Origin of the sequence: Samsonia erythrinae (assembly GCF_004342665.1) — a bacterium.
In the GTDB taxonomy this organism is placed as follows: Bacteria; Pseudomonadota; Gammaproteobacteria; order Enterobacterales; family Enterobacteriaceae; genus Samsonia; species Samsonia erythrinae.
In genome coordinates this window covers 307,342-323,371 of record NZ_SMBY01000001.1, presented here as the reverse complement: position 1 = coordinate 323,371, position 16,030 = coordinate 307,342, and the positions used below count along the sequence as shown (strand labels likewise).

General features: G+C 52.6%; 12 protein-coding genes. 1 reads left to right on the top strand and 11 read right to left on the bottom strand.

Annotation, left to right across the window (positions count from 1 at the left end):
* Positions 1 to 84 precede the first annotated feature (84 nt).
* The gene (ushA, locus tag EDC54_RS01415) at positions 85 to 1,734 is read right to left on the bottom strand and encodes a bifunctional UDP-sugar hydrolase/5'-nucleotidase UshA (RefSeq protein WP_132452522.1); all 1,650 of its coding nucleotides are present in this window, start codon (positions 1,732 to 1,734) and stop codon (positions 85 to 87) included.
* Between the two features lie 665 nt (positions 1,735 to 2,399).
* On the opposite strand from ushA, the gene ybaL reads away from it, so the two are divergent.
* Positions 2,400 to 4,085, top strand: coding sequence for a YbaL family putative K(+) efflux transporter (ybaL, locus tag EDC54_RS01410; protein ID WP_132452520.1), 1,686 nt, complete (start codon positions 2,400 to 2,402; stop codon positions 4,083 to 4,085).
* Between the two features lie 109 nt (positions 4,086 to 4,194).
* On the opposite strand, the gene hemH is transcribed toward ybaL, so the two are convergent.
* From hemH to EDC54_RS01360, 10 genes are all read right to left on the bottom strand, one after another.
* On the bottom strand, positions 4,195 to 5,157 hold the full coding sequence (gene hemH, locus EDC54_RS01405; RefSeq protein WP_132452518.1) for a ferrochelatase: 963 nt from the start codon (positions 5,155 to 5,157) through the stop codon (positions 4,195 to 4,197).
* Positions 5,158 to 5,480: 323 nt separating this feature from the next.
* Positions 5,481 to 6,125, bottom strand: a complete 645-nt coding sequence (adk, locus tag EDC54_RS01400) for an adenylate kinase (protein WP_132452516.1) — start codon at positions 6,123 to 6,125, stop codon at positions 5,481 to 5,483.
* Positions 6,126 to 6,386: 261 nt separating this feature from the next.
* A complete protein-coding gene (gene htpG / locus EDC54_RS01395; RefSeq protein ID WP_165904263.1) occupies positions 6,387 to 8,270 on the bottom strand; it encodes a molecular chaperone HtpG in 1,884 nt (627 codons plus the stop codon).
* Positions 8,271 to 8,513: 243 nt separating this feature from the next.
* Positions 8,514 to 9,782, bottom strand: a complete 1,269-nt coding sequence (locus EDC54_RS01390) for an apiosidase-like domain-containing protein (protein ID WP_132452512.1) — start codon at positions 9,780 to 9,782, stop codon at positions 8,514 to 8,516.
* A gap of 12 nt (positions 9,783 to 9,794) precedes the next feature.
* Positions 9,795 to 11,183, bottom strand: coding sequence for a PTS transporter subunit EIIC (locus tag EDC54_RS01385; RefSeq protein WP_132452510.1), 1,389 nt, complete (start codon positions 11,181 to 11,183; stop codon positions 9,795 to 9,797).
* Between the two features lie 458 nt (positions 11,184 to 11,641).
* Entirely contained in the window at positions 11,642 to 12,247 is a 606-nt protein-coding gene (recR, locus tag EDC54_RS01380) for a recombination mediator RecR (protein ID WP_132452508.1), read from the bottom strand.
* Positions 12,247 to 12,576 (bottom strand): YbaB/EbfC family nucleoid-associated protein, encoded by a 330-nt coding sequence (locus tag EDC54_RS01375; protein WP_132452506.1) that lies wholly within the window; start codon positions 12,574 to 12,576, stop codon positions 12,247 to 12,249. Before EDC54_RS01375 ends, recR begins: the two co-directional genes overlap by 1 nt.
* Positions 12,577 to 12,616: 40 nt before the next feature.
* Positions 12,617 to 14,662, bottom strand: coding sequence for a DNA polymerase III subunit gamma/tau (gene dnaX / locus EDC54_RS01370; protein WP_132452504.1), 2,046 nt, complete (start codon positions 14,660 to 14,662; stop codon positions 12,617 to 12,619).
* Positions 14,663 to 14,736: 74 nt separating this feature from the next.
* The gene (gene apt, locus EDC54_RS01365) at positions 14,737 to 15,288 is read right to left on the bottom strand and encodes an adenine phosphoribosyltransferase (RefSeq protein ID WP_132453596.1); all 552 of its coding nucleotides are present in this window, start codon (positions 15,286 to 15,288) and stop codon (positions 14,737 to 14,739) included.
* 326 nt (positions 15,289 to 15,614) lie between these two features.
* Positions 15,615 to 16,010, bottom strand: a complete 396-nt coding sequence (locus EDC54_RS01360; protein WP_132453594.1) for a DUF454 family protein — start codon at positions 16,008 to 16,010, stop codon at positions 15,615 to 15,617.
* Positions 16,011 to 16,030 lie beyond the last annotated feature (20 nt).

Below are 16,030 nucleotides of genomic sequence, written 5' to 3'. Positions count from 1 at the left end.
CAAAAATAAAAGGCCGCGAAATTCGCGGCCAGAGGAAGATGGCGAGTGGTAAGAACATCGCTAAAAACCGCCATCACTGATTTGTTACTTATAAACGATCTCGCCTTTCGGTTCATAGGCTGCCGCATCCAGCGGCGAATGCTTCTCGATGTACTGTTTCAATACTTCAGCATCTACAAAACCGGTGTTCACATAGCCCGGCAGAGTATCAAGGCGCGGGTAGCCATCGCCGCCCATCGCATTAAAGTTTAGCGTCGCCATACGGTAAACTTTATCGGCTTGTAACGGTTCGCCTTTGATTTTCACGTCCCGCACGCCCTGCTCGTCCACCGTCAGACTGACGTTGAGGAATTGCGCATAGGCGCCGGAATCCACCTTTTTATTCGCGGCAACGGTCAAAAACTTCTCGACATCGCGGCCTGACATATCCACGTAAACCAGCGTATTAGCGAACGGTTGCACCTTAAGTACATCTTTATAGGTGATATCGCCCGATTCAATGGAATCACGCACGCCACCACCGCTCATCACGGCAAAGTCGGCCCCGGCACGCTCAAGCTGCGCCGACAGCAATACCCGCGCGAGATTGGTTTGACGGAAACGCACCTGACTGCGATCGCCCTCCAGCTTGCCTTTCACACTGCCGATCTTGACGCCTAATTGCGCCTGCCCTTTTTCCTGGAACGGCGTCAACATGCTCATCACAGCAGGATCCTGCGTAATTTCATGCGTATAGAAAACACGCTCGGTTTTGCCGTCTTTCTCAATTTTTTTCTTCAGGTTGACCGGAATGAGCTGATAATTCTCAAGCTTCAGTTCGCCGTAACGGAACGTGAAATCCGCACGTCCCACATATTTTCCCCACTCATGCGCCTGAACAATCCACGTCCCGTTCTGCCGATCGGGAGCACAAGGCGCGCCCGGCACATAATCCACCTGTTTTTTATTTTCCTGCGCCATACAGACGGGATCCTGTGAGTGCCCCCCAACAATCATATCGAGATATCCAGCAGGCAGGCTGCGCGCCATTTCTACATCGCCCGGCGCATTCGAGCCGTGATTGCCATCGTCATAGTGCCCCATATGCGTCGCTGCGATAATCACATCCGGCTGTTCGCTCTTACGCAATTGTTCAACAACCTGCTCTGCTTCCTTCGCGGGATTGCGGAATTCGATATCGGTAAAAAATTCAGGATTGCCTAATTTGGCCGTATCATCCGTTGTCAGCCCGATAACCGCGATTTTTACACCTTGCCTGTCAAACAACGCATAAGGTTTGAATAGACGCTGTTGGGTACTTTTTTGATAGATATTGGCCGACAATAGCGGGAATTTCGCCCATTTCTCCTGCTGACGCAGGACGGACAGCGGATTATCGAATTCATGATTGCCGAGCGCCATGGCATCATAGCCCACCATGTTCATACCGCGGAAATCCGGCTCTGCATCCTGTAAATCGGATTCGGGCACGCCAGTATTGATATCACCGCCGGAAAGCAACAACACGCTCCCCCCTTTACTGGCCACTTCCTGACGAATCTGATCGACCAGCGTTTTTTGCGCCGCCAACCCATATTCGCCGTGATCGTTATGCCAGAAATGGCCATGATGGTCATTGGTATGCAAAATCGTGATGGAGTACGTTTTATCTTTTTCCCAAGCCATTGACATAAATGGTGTTATCGCCAGCGATACCGCCATCGCACATCCCAGAGCTTTTACTGAAAAGCGCATGATAATCTCCGTTTTATTTTAAAGACGCCGTGGAACCATTGAGACACCCGCTCCACAAATTATCACAGCAGGATGAACAATACGCGAAAGACATTCACGCTTTCAGCCGGTCGTGCGCGGTTGCTGAAAAAATCAGATGATGTCCGGCGACAGTCATGACGCCATGCCACGATATTGTCGTCGTGCCGTCACGAATTATTGTTAATATGGATGCTTCATCTCAATAACCCGGTTTTGGACCATTTATCCCTTGTTTTCTGAGGATGCTCACCCGTGGAGAGGATCTTTTCGCCAGTCACAAGGGGAGCCGGCAAGTCGCCACTGGAGATAAAGTCGCATTATCAGAATAATTAAGCATGTTTATCAATGCTTATCGAGAGAAACCATCATTAAATCTGTGTTACACTATCTTTAGTTGGAGAAACTGATATTTTTCACAAAATACCATTTTTAACCAAGCAACATTTCTCTATATACAATAGAATTTGTGTATACCCAGAATAATTGGCGTTGCAGCCAGACAGCAAACGAACGGATCCCAAGAAGCTTTCCGGTGAATGATGAGAGCGATAAGGGTAAGTGAGCGCCGCTAACCAAGCTGTAGCTTCAAAGTAAGAAGGGTAAATCCGCTCAATGACGTTTCACCTATGGCAAAAGGAGTCGGGATGCATGCTACAACACCGCTAATTTCTACTATCGCCGGAGGACTGGTTTTAGCCTTCCTTCTCGGCATTCTGGCAAATCGCCTAAGAATATCCCCTCTTGTCGGTTATCTTGCCGCAGGCGTGCTTGTCGGCCCTTTTACACCGGGCTTTGTCGCCGATATGTCGCTGGCCTCAGAGCTGGCTGAGATTGGCGTCATTCTGCTGATGTTTGGCGTCGGTCTGCACTTCTCATTAAAAGACCTCATGGCGGTAAAGTCTATCGCCATTCCGGGAGCCATTGCCCAGATTGCCGTGGCAACGCTGCTTGGAATGGGGCTATCCGCAGCGCTGGGCTGGAGCCTGGCAACCGGTCTGGTTTTTGGTCTTTGTTTGTCCACCGCGAGTACCGTGGTACTGTTGCGGGCGCTGGAAGAACGCCAGCTAATTGACAGCCAGCGCGGTCAAATCGCTATTGGCTGGCTGATCGTAGAAGATCTGGCCATGGTACTGACGTTGGTCCTGCTGCCCGCCTTCGGGGATATGCTCGGCGCGGAACATACCGATACCAGCAAACTGTTCGTTGATCTCGCCTGGACGATCGGTAAAGTTGTTGCCTTCATCACCCTGATGATTGTGATTGGCCGCCGTCTGGTGCCGTGGGTATTGGCGAAAAGCGCCAGCACCGGCTCACGGGAGCTGTTCACACTGGCCGTGTTGGCGATGGCATTGGGGATCGCCTTTGGCGCCGTGAAGCTGTTCGATGTCTCCTTTGCTCTCGGCGCTTTCTTCGCCGGCGTGGTGTTGAACGAGTCGGAGCTCAGCCAGCGTGCCGCACACGATACCTTGCCGCTACGCGATGCGTTCGCCGTGCTGTTCTTTGTTTCCGTCGGCATGCTGTTCGACCCGATGATTCTGTTGAACAGTCCGATTTCCGTGCTTGTCACGCTGGCGATCATTGTCTTCGGTAAGTCAGCCGCCGCTTTCCTGCTGGTCCGCCTCTTTGGCCACTCAAAACGAACGGCGTTAACCATTTCCGCCAGTCTGGCGCAGATCGGGGAATTTGCCTTTATTCTGGCCGGGCTCGGCATCGCTCTGGGGCTGTTGTCTGAAGAAGGAAGAAGTTTAGTGCTGGCAGGCGCAATCCTCTCCATCATGCTGAACCCATTGCTGTTTACAATGCTTGAACGTTACCTTGCGAAGAATGAAACCATCGAAGAGCAGATTGTGGAAGAGGCGATCGAAGAAGAGAAACAGATTCCGGTCGATATGTGCAACCACGCGCTGCTGGTCGGCTACGGTCGCGTCGGCAGCCTGATTGGCGCCAAACTGCATCAGGCCGGTATTCCTGTCGTGGTCATCGAGAGTTCGCGTGCACGGGTCGATGCGCTGCGTGAACAGGGAATCAAGGCGGTATTAGGCAACGCCGCCAAACCGGAAATTATGGATGTTGCCCGTCTGGACTGCGCACGCTGGCTGTTACTGACGATACCAAATGGCTATGAAGCAGGGGAAATCGTCGCGGCGGCGCGTGAGAAGCGTGCGGATTTGGAAATCATCGCCCGTGCGCATTATGACGATGAAGTCAGCTATATTACCGAACACGGCGCCGATCAGGTGGTCATGGGCGAGCGAGAAATCGCCAACAGTATGATCATGCTGCTCAAGTTGGATGAAATCACCGCGCAACCTCAAGAGTGCCCCATCTGAGCACACAGAGACTGAAAGCAAAAATGGCGGGCAAAATATTGCCCGCCATTTTTATTTACTAAGCGGTATCCTGAAGGATATTACCCACGCAATGCGGCGCCAAACCGGCCTAGCTGGCGTTGTTAACCAGTTGTTCCAACAAATCGATATGCAGCGGATCGTCATTCAGGGCAGGAATGTAGTGGAATGCCTCTCCGCCTGCATGCAGAAAGATTTCCCGGTTTTGCTCCTGAATTTCCTCCAAGGTCTCCAGACAGTCGGCAGCAAAGCCGGGACACATAATCTGAATATGCTTAATACCTCGTCCCGCTAACTTCTGCATCGTTTCATCCGTATACGGCGTCAGCCAGGGCTCACGACCAAAACGCGATTGAAAGGTCATCATCACTTTCTCTTGCGGCAGCCCCAGCGCGGCAATCAATGCCTCCGTCGTCGCCCGACAGCGCTGCGGATAATCATCTCCTTCGTTGGCATAGCGCACAGGAATACCGTGGTAGGAAATGACCAGTTTGTCCGGCTCGCCATGCTCGGCGAAAGACTGCTCAACGCGATGCTTCAGCGCCGAAATATAAGCAGGATGTTGTGCATAATCACGGATGAAGTGAACGCCGGGCAGTTGCCGGGTTTCACGCAGCTGTGTCGCCAGTCCATCCCACACGGCTGCCGTGGTTGAACAGGAGTATTGCGGATACATAGGCAACACGACCAGTTGCGTCACTCCCTGCGCCAGCAACTTATCCAGCGCCGAGCGCAGGCTGGGTGAGCCGTAGCTCATCCCCAACTCCACCGGAGTATCCGGCATTCGCGCGGCCAGCGCCTGCTGCTGTCGACGGCTGATCACCAGCAGCGGCGAACCGCCGTCCATCCAGACGGATTGATAAAGCTTTGCCACACGCGGCGAGCGCGTTGGCAGAATGATGCCGCGCAACAGCGGCCACCATAACAGGCGCGTCGTATCGACCACGCGGCGGTCACTCAGGAACTCAGCCAGGTAACGCTTCACCGCCTGCGGCGTCGGGGCATCAGGCGTCCCTAAGTTCACCATCAACACCCCATATTTCTCTTGTTTCATCGCCGTCTTCCTTTTATGGATAAACAGGCATTTCGCCTGCCAGTGCGTAATATTTCATCGTCTATATCGGAATCATCGCGTTGCAGACAAACGGCAACCGCAGGATAAAATCGCCGGGAGCAAACTTAACCAGCCAACGATTATGCTGCTTGAGATATGACGGATACATTGTAGCGAAAAAGCCAAGCGAATACGGGCAGATAATAAGGATAATACCGATACTATTAATAGAGGAAAGCGAGGGAGTGACATGAGTAAGAATGAAAAAAATGCCAGACTCACGTCCGGCATTCTGGTGACAGCGCATTGCGCGCTGAAGCTCATCAGCCCAGGATGGTTTCCAGCTCTGCGCGAACTTCATCGACCTTACGCGTGCCTTCCACTTTGAAATAGCGCGTGTTGCCAGCGTCCGCTTCTTTCTGATAGTAAGAAACCAGCGGCGCAGTTTGCTGATGGTACTCAACCAGACGTTTACGCACGGTCTCTTCCTGATCGTCCTTACGGATGGTCAGATCCTCGCCGGTCACATCGTCTTTGCCTTCCACTTTAGGCGGATTGAATTTCACATGATAAACGCGGCCAGAAGCGGCATGCACGCGGCGACCAACAATACGATCGATAATCAGCTCGTCAGGAACCGCAAATTCGATAACATAATCTACGTTGATGCCAGCTTCTTTCATAGCATCAGCTTGCGGGATGGTGCGTGGGAAGCCATCCAGCAAGAAACCGTTACGGCAATCGTCCTGGGCGATGCGCTCTTTAACCAGCGCAATGACCAGTTCATCAGTGACGAGTTTACCCGCATCCATGATTTCTTTAGCCTGCTTACCCAATTCAGTACCGGCTTTTACCGCTGCACGCAGCATGTCACCCGTGGAAATTTGCGGAATACCGTATTTTTCCATGATGAATTGAGCCTGAGTACCTTTGCCTGCGCCCGGAGCGCCCAGCAGAATAATACGCATCGCGTAAATCCCCTTGCTATGTAGTATTTATAAAATAAATTTGAAAAAACGCTAAACCATACCATTCCAGACGGTTATCCTCAAGGAACGGGCTCGCTTCAGCAACGCGCATAACGATGAAAAAATCAGACATGTGGAATACCCGCGTGTAGCCCACCCTGCCCGGCGCTGTATTTCAGTGTAGACGAAGACATTTTCGTCAGCAGAAAGATAAACCAAAAGCGAAAGGAGACCCCGGCGGCTACCGGGGTCCGGGAGATATCAGGCGCTCAGCAACTGATTCATACGGCGGATAAACAGGTTCGGATCTTCAAGCGTACCACGCTCGGCCAGCAAGGCCTGATCCAGCAGCAGCTCGACCCACTCGCCAAACTGCGCATCGTCAGCCACCTCTGCGGCGCGTTTCACCAGCGTATGTTCCGGGTTCAGCTCGAAAATGTACTTCACTTCCGGTGCCTCCTGACCCGCAGCGGCAAACAGTTTGGCCATCTGTGTGCTCATCTCATTCGCGTCAGTTACGACAATTGCCGGTGTATCCGTCAGACGGTGCGTAAAGCGGACCTCTTTCACTCGCTCGCCCAGCAGCGTTTTCACACGCTCGATAAACGGCTCCAGCGCTTTTTCCGCCTCTTTTTGCGCTTCGTTCTCTTCGTCCGCCAGCTTATCCAACGCATCGTCCGCTTTGCTGACAGACTGGAAAGACTTGCCATCGAACTCAGTCAGGTAGCTCATCATCCATTCGTCAATACGGTCGGACAACAGCAAGACTTCGATCCCTTTCTTGCGGAACAATTCCAGATGCGGACTGCTTTTCGCCGCGGCATAGCTATCTGCGGTGATGTAGTAAATCTTGTCCTGACCTTCGACCATCCGACTGACATAATCTTCCAACGAAACCGTCTGCGCCGAGCTGTCGGATTGCGTTGTGGCAAAACGCAGTAATTTCGCGATTGCTTCTCGATTGCTGCCGTCTTCCGCCGGGCCTTCTTTCAGCACCAGACCAAACTGTTGCCAGAACGTCTGGTATTTTTCCGCATCGTCTTTCGCCAGTTTATCCAGCATTTGCAGCACGCGCTTGGTCAGTGCGTTACGCAAATTCTGCGTGATGCGGCTGTCTTGCAAAATTTCACGGGAGACATTCAGCGGTAGATCGTTGGAATCAATCAGACCGCGCACAAAGCGCAGATAGTTCGGCATGAACTGTTCGGCGTCGTCCATGATGAAAACACGCTGGACATACAGTTTCAGGCCGTGTTTATGGTCGCGGTTCCACATATCCCACGGCGCGCGCGCAGGAATATAGAGCAGACTGGTGTACTCCTGCTTCCCTTCCACGCGGTTGTGGCTCCAGCTCAGCGGATCGGTAAAATCGTGGGCGATATGCTTATAGAATTCACGATATTCTTCATCGCTGACTTCAGATTTACTGCGCGTCCACAGCGCCTGAGCTTTGTTGATTTTCTCCCAACTGACGGTGGTTTCGCCGCCTTCCTCTTCACTTTCCTTGCGGGATTCAATCTCTACCGGCAGCGCGATGTGGTCGGAATATTTACTGATGATCGAACGCACGCGCCAGTCATCTAAAAACTCGTCTTCGCCTTCACGCAGGTGCAGGGTGATCTCGGTTCCACGATCGTCTTTGGTGATGTCGGCAACGGTATAATCCCCTTCCCCGGCAGATTCCCAGAACACGCCCTGTTCGGCACTCGCACCGGCCGCACGGGTACGCACGGTGACTTTATCCGCCACGATGAAAGCAGAGTAGAAACCCACGCCGAATTGACCAATCAGCTGGCTATCTTTTACCTGATCGGATCCCATGGACTCCAGAAAAGCCTTGGTGCCGGATTTCGCAATCGTCCCCAGATTATCGATAACCTCATCGCGACTCATACCGATGCCGTTATCAGAAATCGTCAGCGTGCGTTTTTCTTTATCCGTCGATACCCGAACGCGCAGCTCACCATCTCCAGCATACAATTCAGGCGCCGAGAGCGCACGGAAACGCAGTTTATCTGCCGCGTCGGAGGCGTTGGAGATCAATTCACGCAGAAAAATTTCTTTGTTGGAATAGAGCGAATGGATCATCAAATGCAGCAGTTGCTTGACTTCAGACTGGAACCCGCGAGTTTCTTGGCCTTTCATACTCATTGCTATTTACCTCAATCCTAATGTTATTCAGGCTGATGACGATGAGCATGAAATGGGGATAGACCAGGATAATTTCAAGAGCGAATGTGATATTTCAGCAGGCATTCCGCCCCCCAGAAAGAGAGACGCCGATGAAAGACGCTAACTTACGTCCCTGCGGTTTGGAGTCTAGCGGAGACAGGAAAGTCAATGCGGTACGAGAGAATCCCCCCTCGTACCGTAAATAAAAACGTGCGATCAGCTACCCGAGATCACATAGAGACAGTCGCCCTGAAAGGTATGCATCGGTAAAGACAACCGATTATCCGACAAGGTAAAATCAAGCGATAAGGTACGCTGGCTTTCCAACTCAATCACACTGACGCACGCGATATTCATGTCCGACGTCAGCGACAATTCGATATTAAAAGGAACATAGATCAGCAAGGTATTTTTCTGGCGCGCCGCTCTGATTTCAGGCGATGCGGCAATCAGCCCCTCGAATGGCGAGAGATCAAATAACCCATGTTGGACGATAAAACGCTTAATAAAGGCGTAATCCCACGCGCCAGGGAAATGGAGGGCATCTCGCCATACATAGGGAGATAAAAACCCCTCCCCCAGTGCGACGCCGTAGCTAAGATTTTTTTCATGCCAGTTCCAGATACCATGCGCGCCATAGCTCACGCCGGCCCCCGCGCCGGATAAAATGCTCTGCCACGCAGCCCGACGCACATCAAAGCGAGTAAAGCGCCCATATTGCTGGCGGCTGTAGCTGATCATTTCATAACAGGGTTCTGAATTGATAACGGGTTTGCGCGGCATTTTTGCGGAAAAACACTGAGCCAGGGTATAGGCCGTTGCCTGGAATTGCGCATTATGTCCTGACTGGTAACACCAGAAATCAAGATGCGGATTCGCTTCCAGCCTTGAAGGAATGACATCCAGACGCCCACGAATATGCAGCGTCGTCAGGCTTTGCGGCGCCAGCGTCTTAATCTTGTTTAAGGCAATTTCATAGTAATCAACAATACTATCAGATTCGAAATCGGTATCGCCGCTCACCATATAAATAGGATGATATTTTGAGAAATAGCGGTCGACTGTGGTCACATAGGCCTCCACCTCATCCTTCGGTATGAGCGCCGTTCTGCGCAACTGATCCGCCCAGGTTCCCGGAATGTATGAACACCACAATAGGACCAGAGAAACAACAAATCCCTTTTCCGTCGCTAACTTCACCATCCGTTCGGCATGTTGAAAATAAGCGGTATTACACGAGGAAAAATCATAGCCGCTCTCGGTGGGTAAATAGGGGTGAAGATGCGCCTGCCCTTTACTCCTGTCCCACTGAGGCAGGATATTTATCTGTAATACGGTAAAGCCCTGCTGCCTGCGATAATCGAGATAATATTCCCAATCGTCTTCTGCAATATTCGTGAAGGCGCTCCATACTGTATCAGCCAAATAAAAGAATGGTTGACCGTCCTGAAGGAATGACTTCCCGTTCTCATGGATACTTAACATTTATCCTTCTCCTCAAGACGCAGGGCCATTCTCATCGAGAATGGAAACCGAATCATTTTTATAGCCAAAGGTAATCGTAAGTAAAGCCGAGACTAAAAAGGCAACAAAAAGCGAAAGACAGAACCCATAGAAGCCCCAATCCATGCCTTCCGCGCTAATAAACATCGGAATACCAAACACCCCGCCCGATGCAAACCCGCCAAACATTTTGGCGCTGAAGAATCCGGCAATGGCGCCACCGGCCGCCGAGCCGATAGAGGCCATAATAAACGGTTTTCTCGACGGTAAATTCACCCCATAGATGGCTGGCTCGGTAATTCCCAGGAAACCCGACAACGAGGCCGTATAGGCAACCGTTTTAAGCTTGGTCTGACGTGTTTTTATCGCAACCGCAAGCGCGGCACCGGTCTGCGCAAAGACCGTACAATACAGCAATGCGTTGATAGGATCGAAACCATATACCGCAATGTTGTTAATAAAAATAGGAATAAAGGCCCAATGCAGTCCAAAAATAACCGCAATCTGCCAAACACCCGCCAGCAAGAACCCTGCGACAACCGGGCTTAAGTGGTAGAGCGCTAACGACCCGTCGGCCAGCAATTTACTGGCGTAAATAGAAACAGGCCCAATCGCGAGAAGCGTCGCCGGCACCGCAATAACCAACAGGGATAAAGGAATAAAAATAAGCTGAAGACTGACGGGAATGATTTTTTGCAGAACATGATCCAGACGGGCAGTAAACCAGGCGGCAATAATAATGGGGATCACGGACTGAACATAATTCATCAGCATGACGGGAATATGCAAAAAGCTTAATGGCGTTTCCGCCTGATGAAGCTGGATGAGCATGGGATAAACCAGCGCCGCACCAATGGTCGCAGTAATATAGGGATTGGTATTAAACGTTTTCCCCGCTGAAAAGCCTAAAATAATCGGCATAAAATAGAACATCGCATCAGACGCAATAAAAAGGATCTGATAGGTTCCATCATCCTTATTCATTACCCCGGCAATCAGCGCCGCCGTCAGAAACCCTTTTAATATCCCTGATGCCGCAATGACGCCAAGCACGGGAAGGAAAACGCCGGAAATCACACTGACGAACTGTTCAAATAAATTGCCTTTGCTCACCGCGCGACTTTCTGTCGTGGTTGGGGAAACGATTCTTTTTTGTAATTCTAAATAAACCTTGTTGACATCTTCGCCGGCGACAAGCTGTACCTGACCGCCACTGTAAATGACGGTCAAAATACCGTCTATCGCTTCAAGACGTTCTTTCGACGTCCGTGATTTATCTTTTAGTTGAAAACGCAACCGGGTCGCGCAATGCATCACACTGTCAATATTGTCACTGCCGCCAATTTCTTTCAGTATCGTTTGAGCCAGCTTCGGGTAGTCCATATTCTTTCGCCTTTATAGGAGAAGTAGCGTTAATGGCATAACGTGCTTTCCTGCCGCCAACGGCACACTGTTGGCTTGTGCATGGATCACTTCGCTATCCCACGACTATGGGCCCGTCACGACGGCGCACGCTGTATGAGTCAACGACGTTGACGACACACCCGATCCCGTATTTACGTTCGCTTTTCGCCGGGTACTATCAATTCTGCATATATATGCAACATTGATTTATAATTCAAATTGAATATACGTTTGGAACATACCGTTGTCCACCGGGAAAATAGCGAAAGGAGAAAAGGATCACAGAACGCTAACGCCCTGTCTGTCACGGAAAAACAGAGGATTGACGGTCGCAAAGCGGGTAGGTTCCAGGCGCAAACCACATTGCCCTCAGCCCTCACGCCTGATGTTGTACAAGAACGAGCGTATCAGTAGCCGCCGAACGGCGGCTATACGGACTAAAACCTGAAAGGCTGACGACCGGCAAGCGAATGGGAAAGCGTTGTGCCGTCCACCATTTCCAATTCACCACCGACAGGCACGCCATGCGCAATGCGGCTGGCCATGACGCCATGTTGCGCGCACAGTTCGGCGATATAGTTCGCCGTGGCATCTCCTTCCACCGTCGGATTAGTCGCCAGAATCACTTCGCCGATCGGCTCCGTTTGCAGGCGCTCCTCCAACCGTCCCAGACCAATATCATCCGGGCCAATACCATCAAGCGGCGAAAGGTGCCCCATCAGTACGAAGTAACGGCCAGCGAACTGCCCCGTCTGTTCAATAGCATGAATGTCCGCCGGACTTTCCACAACGCAAATCTGGCCATTTTGCTGGCGACGTGGATTCGAGCAAATCGTGCAAACATCCTGCTCGGTAAACGTCCGACAATCGGCACAGTGACCGATTTCAGACATCGCCCGCGTCAGAGCCTGCGCCAGACGCATGCCGCCGCTGCGGTTACGTTGCAGCAGATGAAACGCCATACGCTGCGCTGACTTAGGCCCAACGCCCGGCAGGCAGCGTAATGCTTCCATCAGGGATTCAAGAAGCGGACTCGTCTGCATCAGAACGGCATCTTAAAGCCCGGCGGCAATTGCATGCCGCTGGAAACCGAGGCCATTTTTTCTTTCTGCGTCTCCGCGATGCGGCGCGCAGCATCGTTGAATGCGGCAGCGATAAGATCTTCCAGCATCTCTTTGTCGTCCTCCATCAGGCTGGGGTCGATCTCGACACGACGGCAGTTATGTGCGCCATTGATCGTAATTTTAACCAGCCCTGCGCCTGATTCCCCCGTGACTTCCAGGTTCGCAATCTCTTCCTGCATCTGCTGCATCTTTTCCTGCATCTGCTGGGCTTGCTTCATCAGGTTGCCAATTCCACCTTTACCAAACATAGTTTTCTCTCTATCACGTCGGGCTGCGCACTTGCAGCGGTTAAACAGGGCGGATACTTTCTTCGTCCAGTTCCGCATCAAAGAAACGCCGCAGCGTTTGAATTGTCGTATCTGCCAAAATCGACTGGCGCGCCTGCGCCAGTTTCTCTTCATATATTGCCTGACGCCACTCCAGCGGCGTTCGTACCGCCGGGTCGTCATCTTCAGTAATCCTGAGCTCTACGGGCTGCCCGTAGTATGCCGTCAGCGCATCCGCCAGCGTTTTCTGCGCCGCAGGCGAATTCAGGTGCCGCTGGGACGAACGCAAATGCAGGTGGACTTTACCTGCGCCGTCACTCTCTTTAAACGCATTGAGCGCCAGCTGTTGTACCAGCTTTGGCAATGTCAGACGATGAATTTCCGCGGCCCATTCATCCCGCGCCAGCGCTTCTTCCGCCAGCCGCGCCGCCAGCTCTGGCGTTTTCTCATGTTCTAATGCCGAACGCAGCGCTTTCGGCGTCGCCACATCGACTTTTACCTCTTCGGCCTTATTTTGCGCTCGCCAGCGATAGGCCTCCGGCTTTTTAGGCTTGGAGGCGGTTTTCTCGCTTTGCCGCTGCATGCTGCGCTCAGTCACTGAAGCCAATCGCTCCAGCGCTGAGGTTGCCGGCCGCGTGTTGTCAGACGCTGCCGGTTCAGCCTTTTTTGGTGGCGTACTCCCCTGTTTTCTCAGCAGTTGGCTTCGCGCCTGCAACAGTTGGGAGGTCGCGTCAGGCAACTCACTCACGACGTCATGATCTCCGGAAAAGTCGGCGGCTGGCGGCTCCCCAAGCGGCGGCGGGGATACATCGACCGGCGATTCCGGCGCGTAGGGCGGCGTCAACGAGCTTTCATGCCGTTCTCTGGCGAGAGGGGATCTCGTGCTGACAGACTGTGGTGACGCCGTTTGCTGCACAGCAGCGGGACGCTCAATCTGCATCGGCGCGGTACTAGCTGGTGCAACAGGCTCGGCAATGACCTGACGGGGATGAAACGCCAGCGCTCTGAGCAACGTCATTTCGACGCCCATCCGACGATCCGGCGCAAAAGGCAACTCTTTACGGCCAATGAGCATTATCTGATAGTAAAGTTGTACATCTGTCGGAGGCAGTACGCGCGCCAAATCCCGCATGCGACCTTCGACCGCAGCATAATCGTCGCCCAATGCCGCGGGCAGCAGTTGAATCATGGCAATGCGATGCAGCAACGTCTGGGTTTCTACCAGCAGCGATTCCCAATCCACACCGCGCGCCGCCGCCTGATCGAGCAGCGACATAATCTGTGCGCCGTCGCCCTTTGCCAACGCTTCGAGGATCGCCAGCGGCTGTTCATCATCCAGCGTGCCTAACATCTGGCTAACTGAGGCGGTACTGACCTGCCCTTGCCCCATCGCAATGGCCTGATCGGTCAGGCTCAACGCATCACGCAGACTCCCATCCGCCGCACGCGCCAACAGCTGTAGCGCACGAGGTTCGCTATCGATGCCTTCCGCCTGCAACACCTGTTCCAGATGCATACGAATCTGTTCGACATCCAGCGCTTTGAGATGAAATTGCAAACAACGTGACAGAATCGTCACCGGCAATTTCTGCGGATCGGTCGTCGCCAGCAGGAATTTCACGTGCGGAGGCGGCTCTTCCAGCGTTTTCAGCAACGCGTTGAAGCTGTGGCGAGACAACATGTGCACTTCATCGATCAGGTACACCTTGAAGCGGCCACGCGCGGGGGCGTACTGCACGTTGTCCAACAGGTCGCGCGTATCTTCGACTTTCGTTCGAGAAGCGGCGTCAATTTCAATTAGATCGACAAAACGGCCCTGCTCAATCTCACGGCAGTTGGCACACTGACCGCAGGGTGTGGCCGTCACGCCCTGTTCACAATTCAGCCCCTTTGCCAGCAAACGAGCAATGGTCGTCTTCCCGACGCCACGGGTGCCGGAAAACAAATAAGCGTGATGGATTCTGCCTAAAGAAAGGCCGTTAGCCAACGCAGTCAGGACATGCTCCTGACCGACAACGTTGGTAAAGGTTTGGGGGCGCCACTTACGGGCAAGAACCTGATAGCTCATCAATACCGCAACAGTCGAGTTATTGAGGCAATCATGCTAACACAGCCACGCCGCTATCGGCGAGACTGTTATGATTAATGTCCGGGGAAGTCAACCAGGCTATAGCAGGTAACGCCCATCTCAGTCAGGCGTTGCTCGCCGCCGATATCGAACAGGTTAATGATAAAAGCGGCATCGCTGACAACGCCGCCCAAACGACGAATCAATTTTACCGTGGCCTCGATCGTACCGCCCGTCGCCAACAGATCGTCAATCACCAGCACATTATCACCCGCGGCTATCGCATCAGCATGGATTTCCAGCGTATCGGAACCATATTCCAGCTCGTAGCTTTCACTGATAGTGGGACGCGGCAGTTTACCTGGTTTACGCACGGGGACAAAGCCGACGCCCAGCGCCAGCGCCACCGGCGCGCCAAACAGAAAACCACGAGCTTCCGTACCGACAACTTTAGTGACTCCCGCGTTGCGATAACGGTTTGCCAGCATCTCAATGCTGGCCGCATAGGCCACGGGATCTTCCAGCAGGCTGGTTACGTCACGGAACAGTATCCCCGGTTTCGGATAGTCACGAATGCTTTTGATACTGTTTTTAATTAATTCTACCTGCTGTGCTGTTGCGGTCATCATAGTTGTGCCTGATAAAACGTTCTGAACATACAAATGCCGGCCACCACCGTACTTTTCACCATCTCATGATGAAAGCGCACGATAACATGAAGGAAAACGGCGGCCCGCGCACGAAAACGCCCAAATCTAGTCAAAGTGACAGACAAATGCAACCACCCTCGCTCCGCGAGCCTCTTTTTGTGACGGGCTATCCCTGCCCGTCACCGAAGGCCGCCGCTTTCGCAGCGTCAAAAATGTTTCCCGAACATTTTTTGTGACGGGCTATCCCTGCCCGTCACCGAAGGCCGCCGCTTTCGTCGCGTCAAAAGGCGCTATCTTTCGCGCTATCTTTTCGGATCCCCGTCGTGCGTTTGTTGTTCTGGATCAATCACGGGTAAACGAAGCATAAAGGTGAGCAAAATAACCAAAATCACCAGCAGCAGGATCCTGACCCAATTCAGCTTTACCAGCCAGAGCGACAGCGCAAACGTCAGCAAAATGACGGCGACCGCTTTCCATTTTGCACCCGGCGGCAACGCACGGTGCTGCTGCCAGTGGCGCAGATAGCTGCCAAACCAGGAACGGTAGAGCAACCAGTCGTGAAAACGTGGAGACGAGCGGGCGAAACACCAGGCGGCCAGCAACAAGAAAGGCGTTGTCGGCAGTAAAGGCAACACGACGCCCAGCGTTGCCAACACAACCGCAGTCCACCCCAGGATAATCAGCAACACGCGATACATATTCACCTTTACATTCTGTT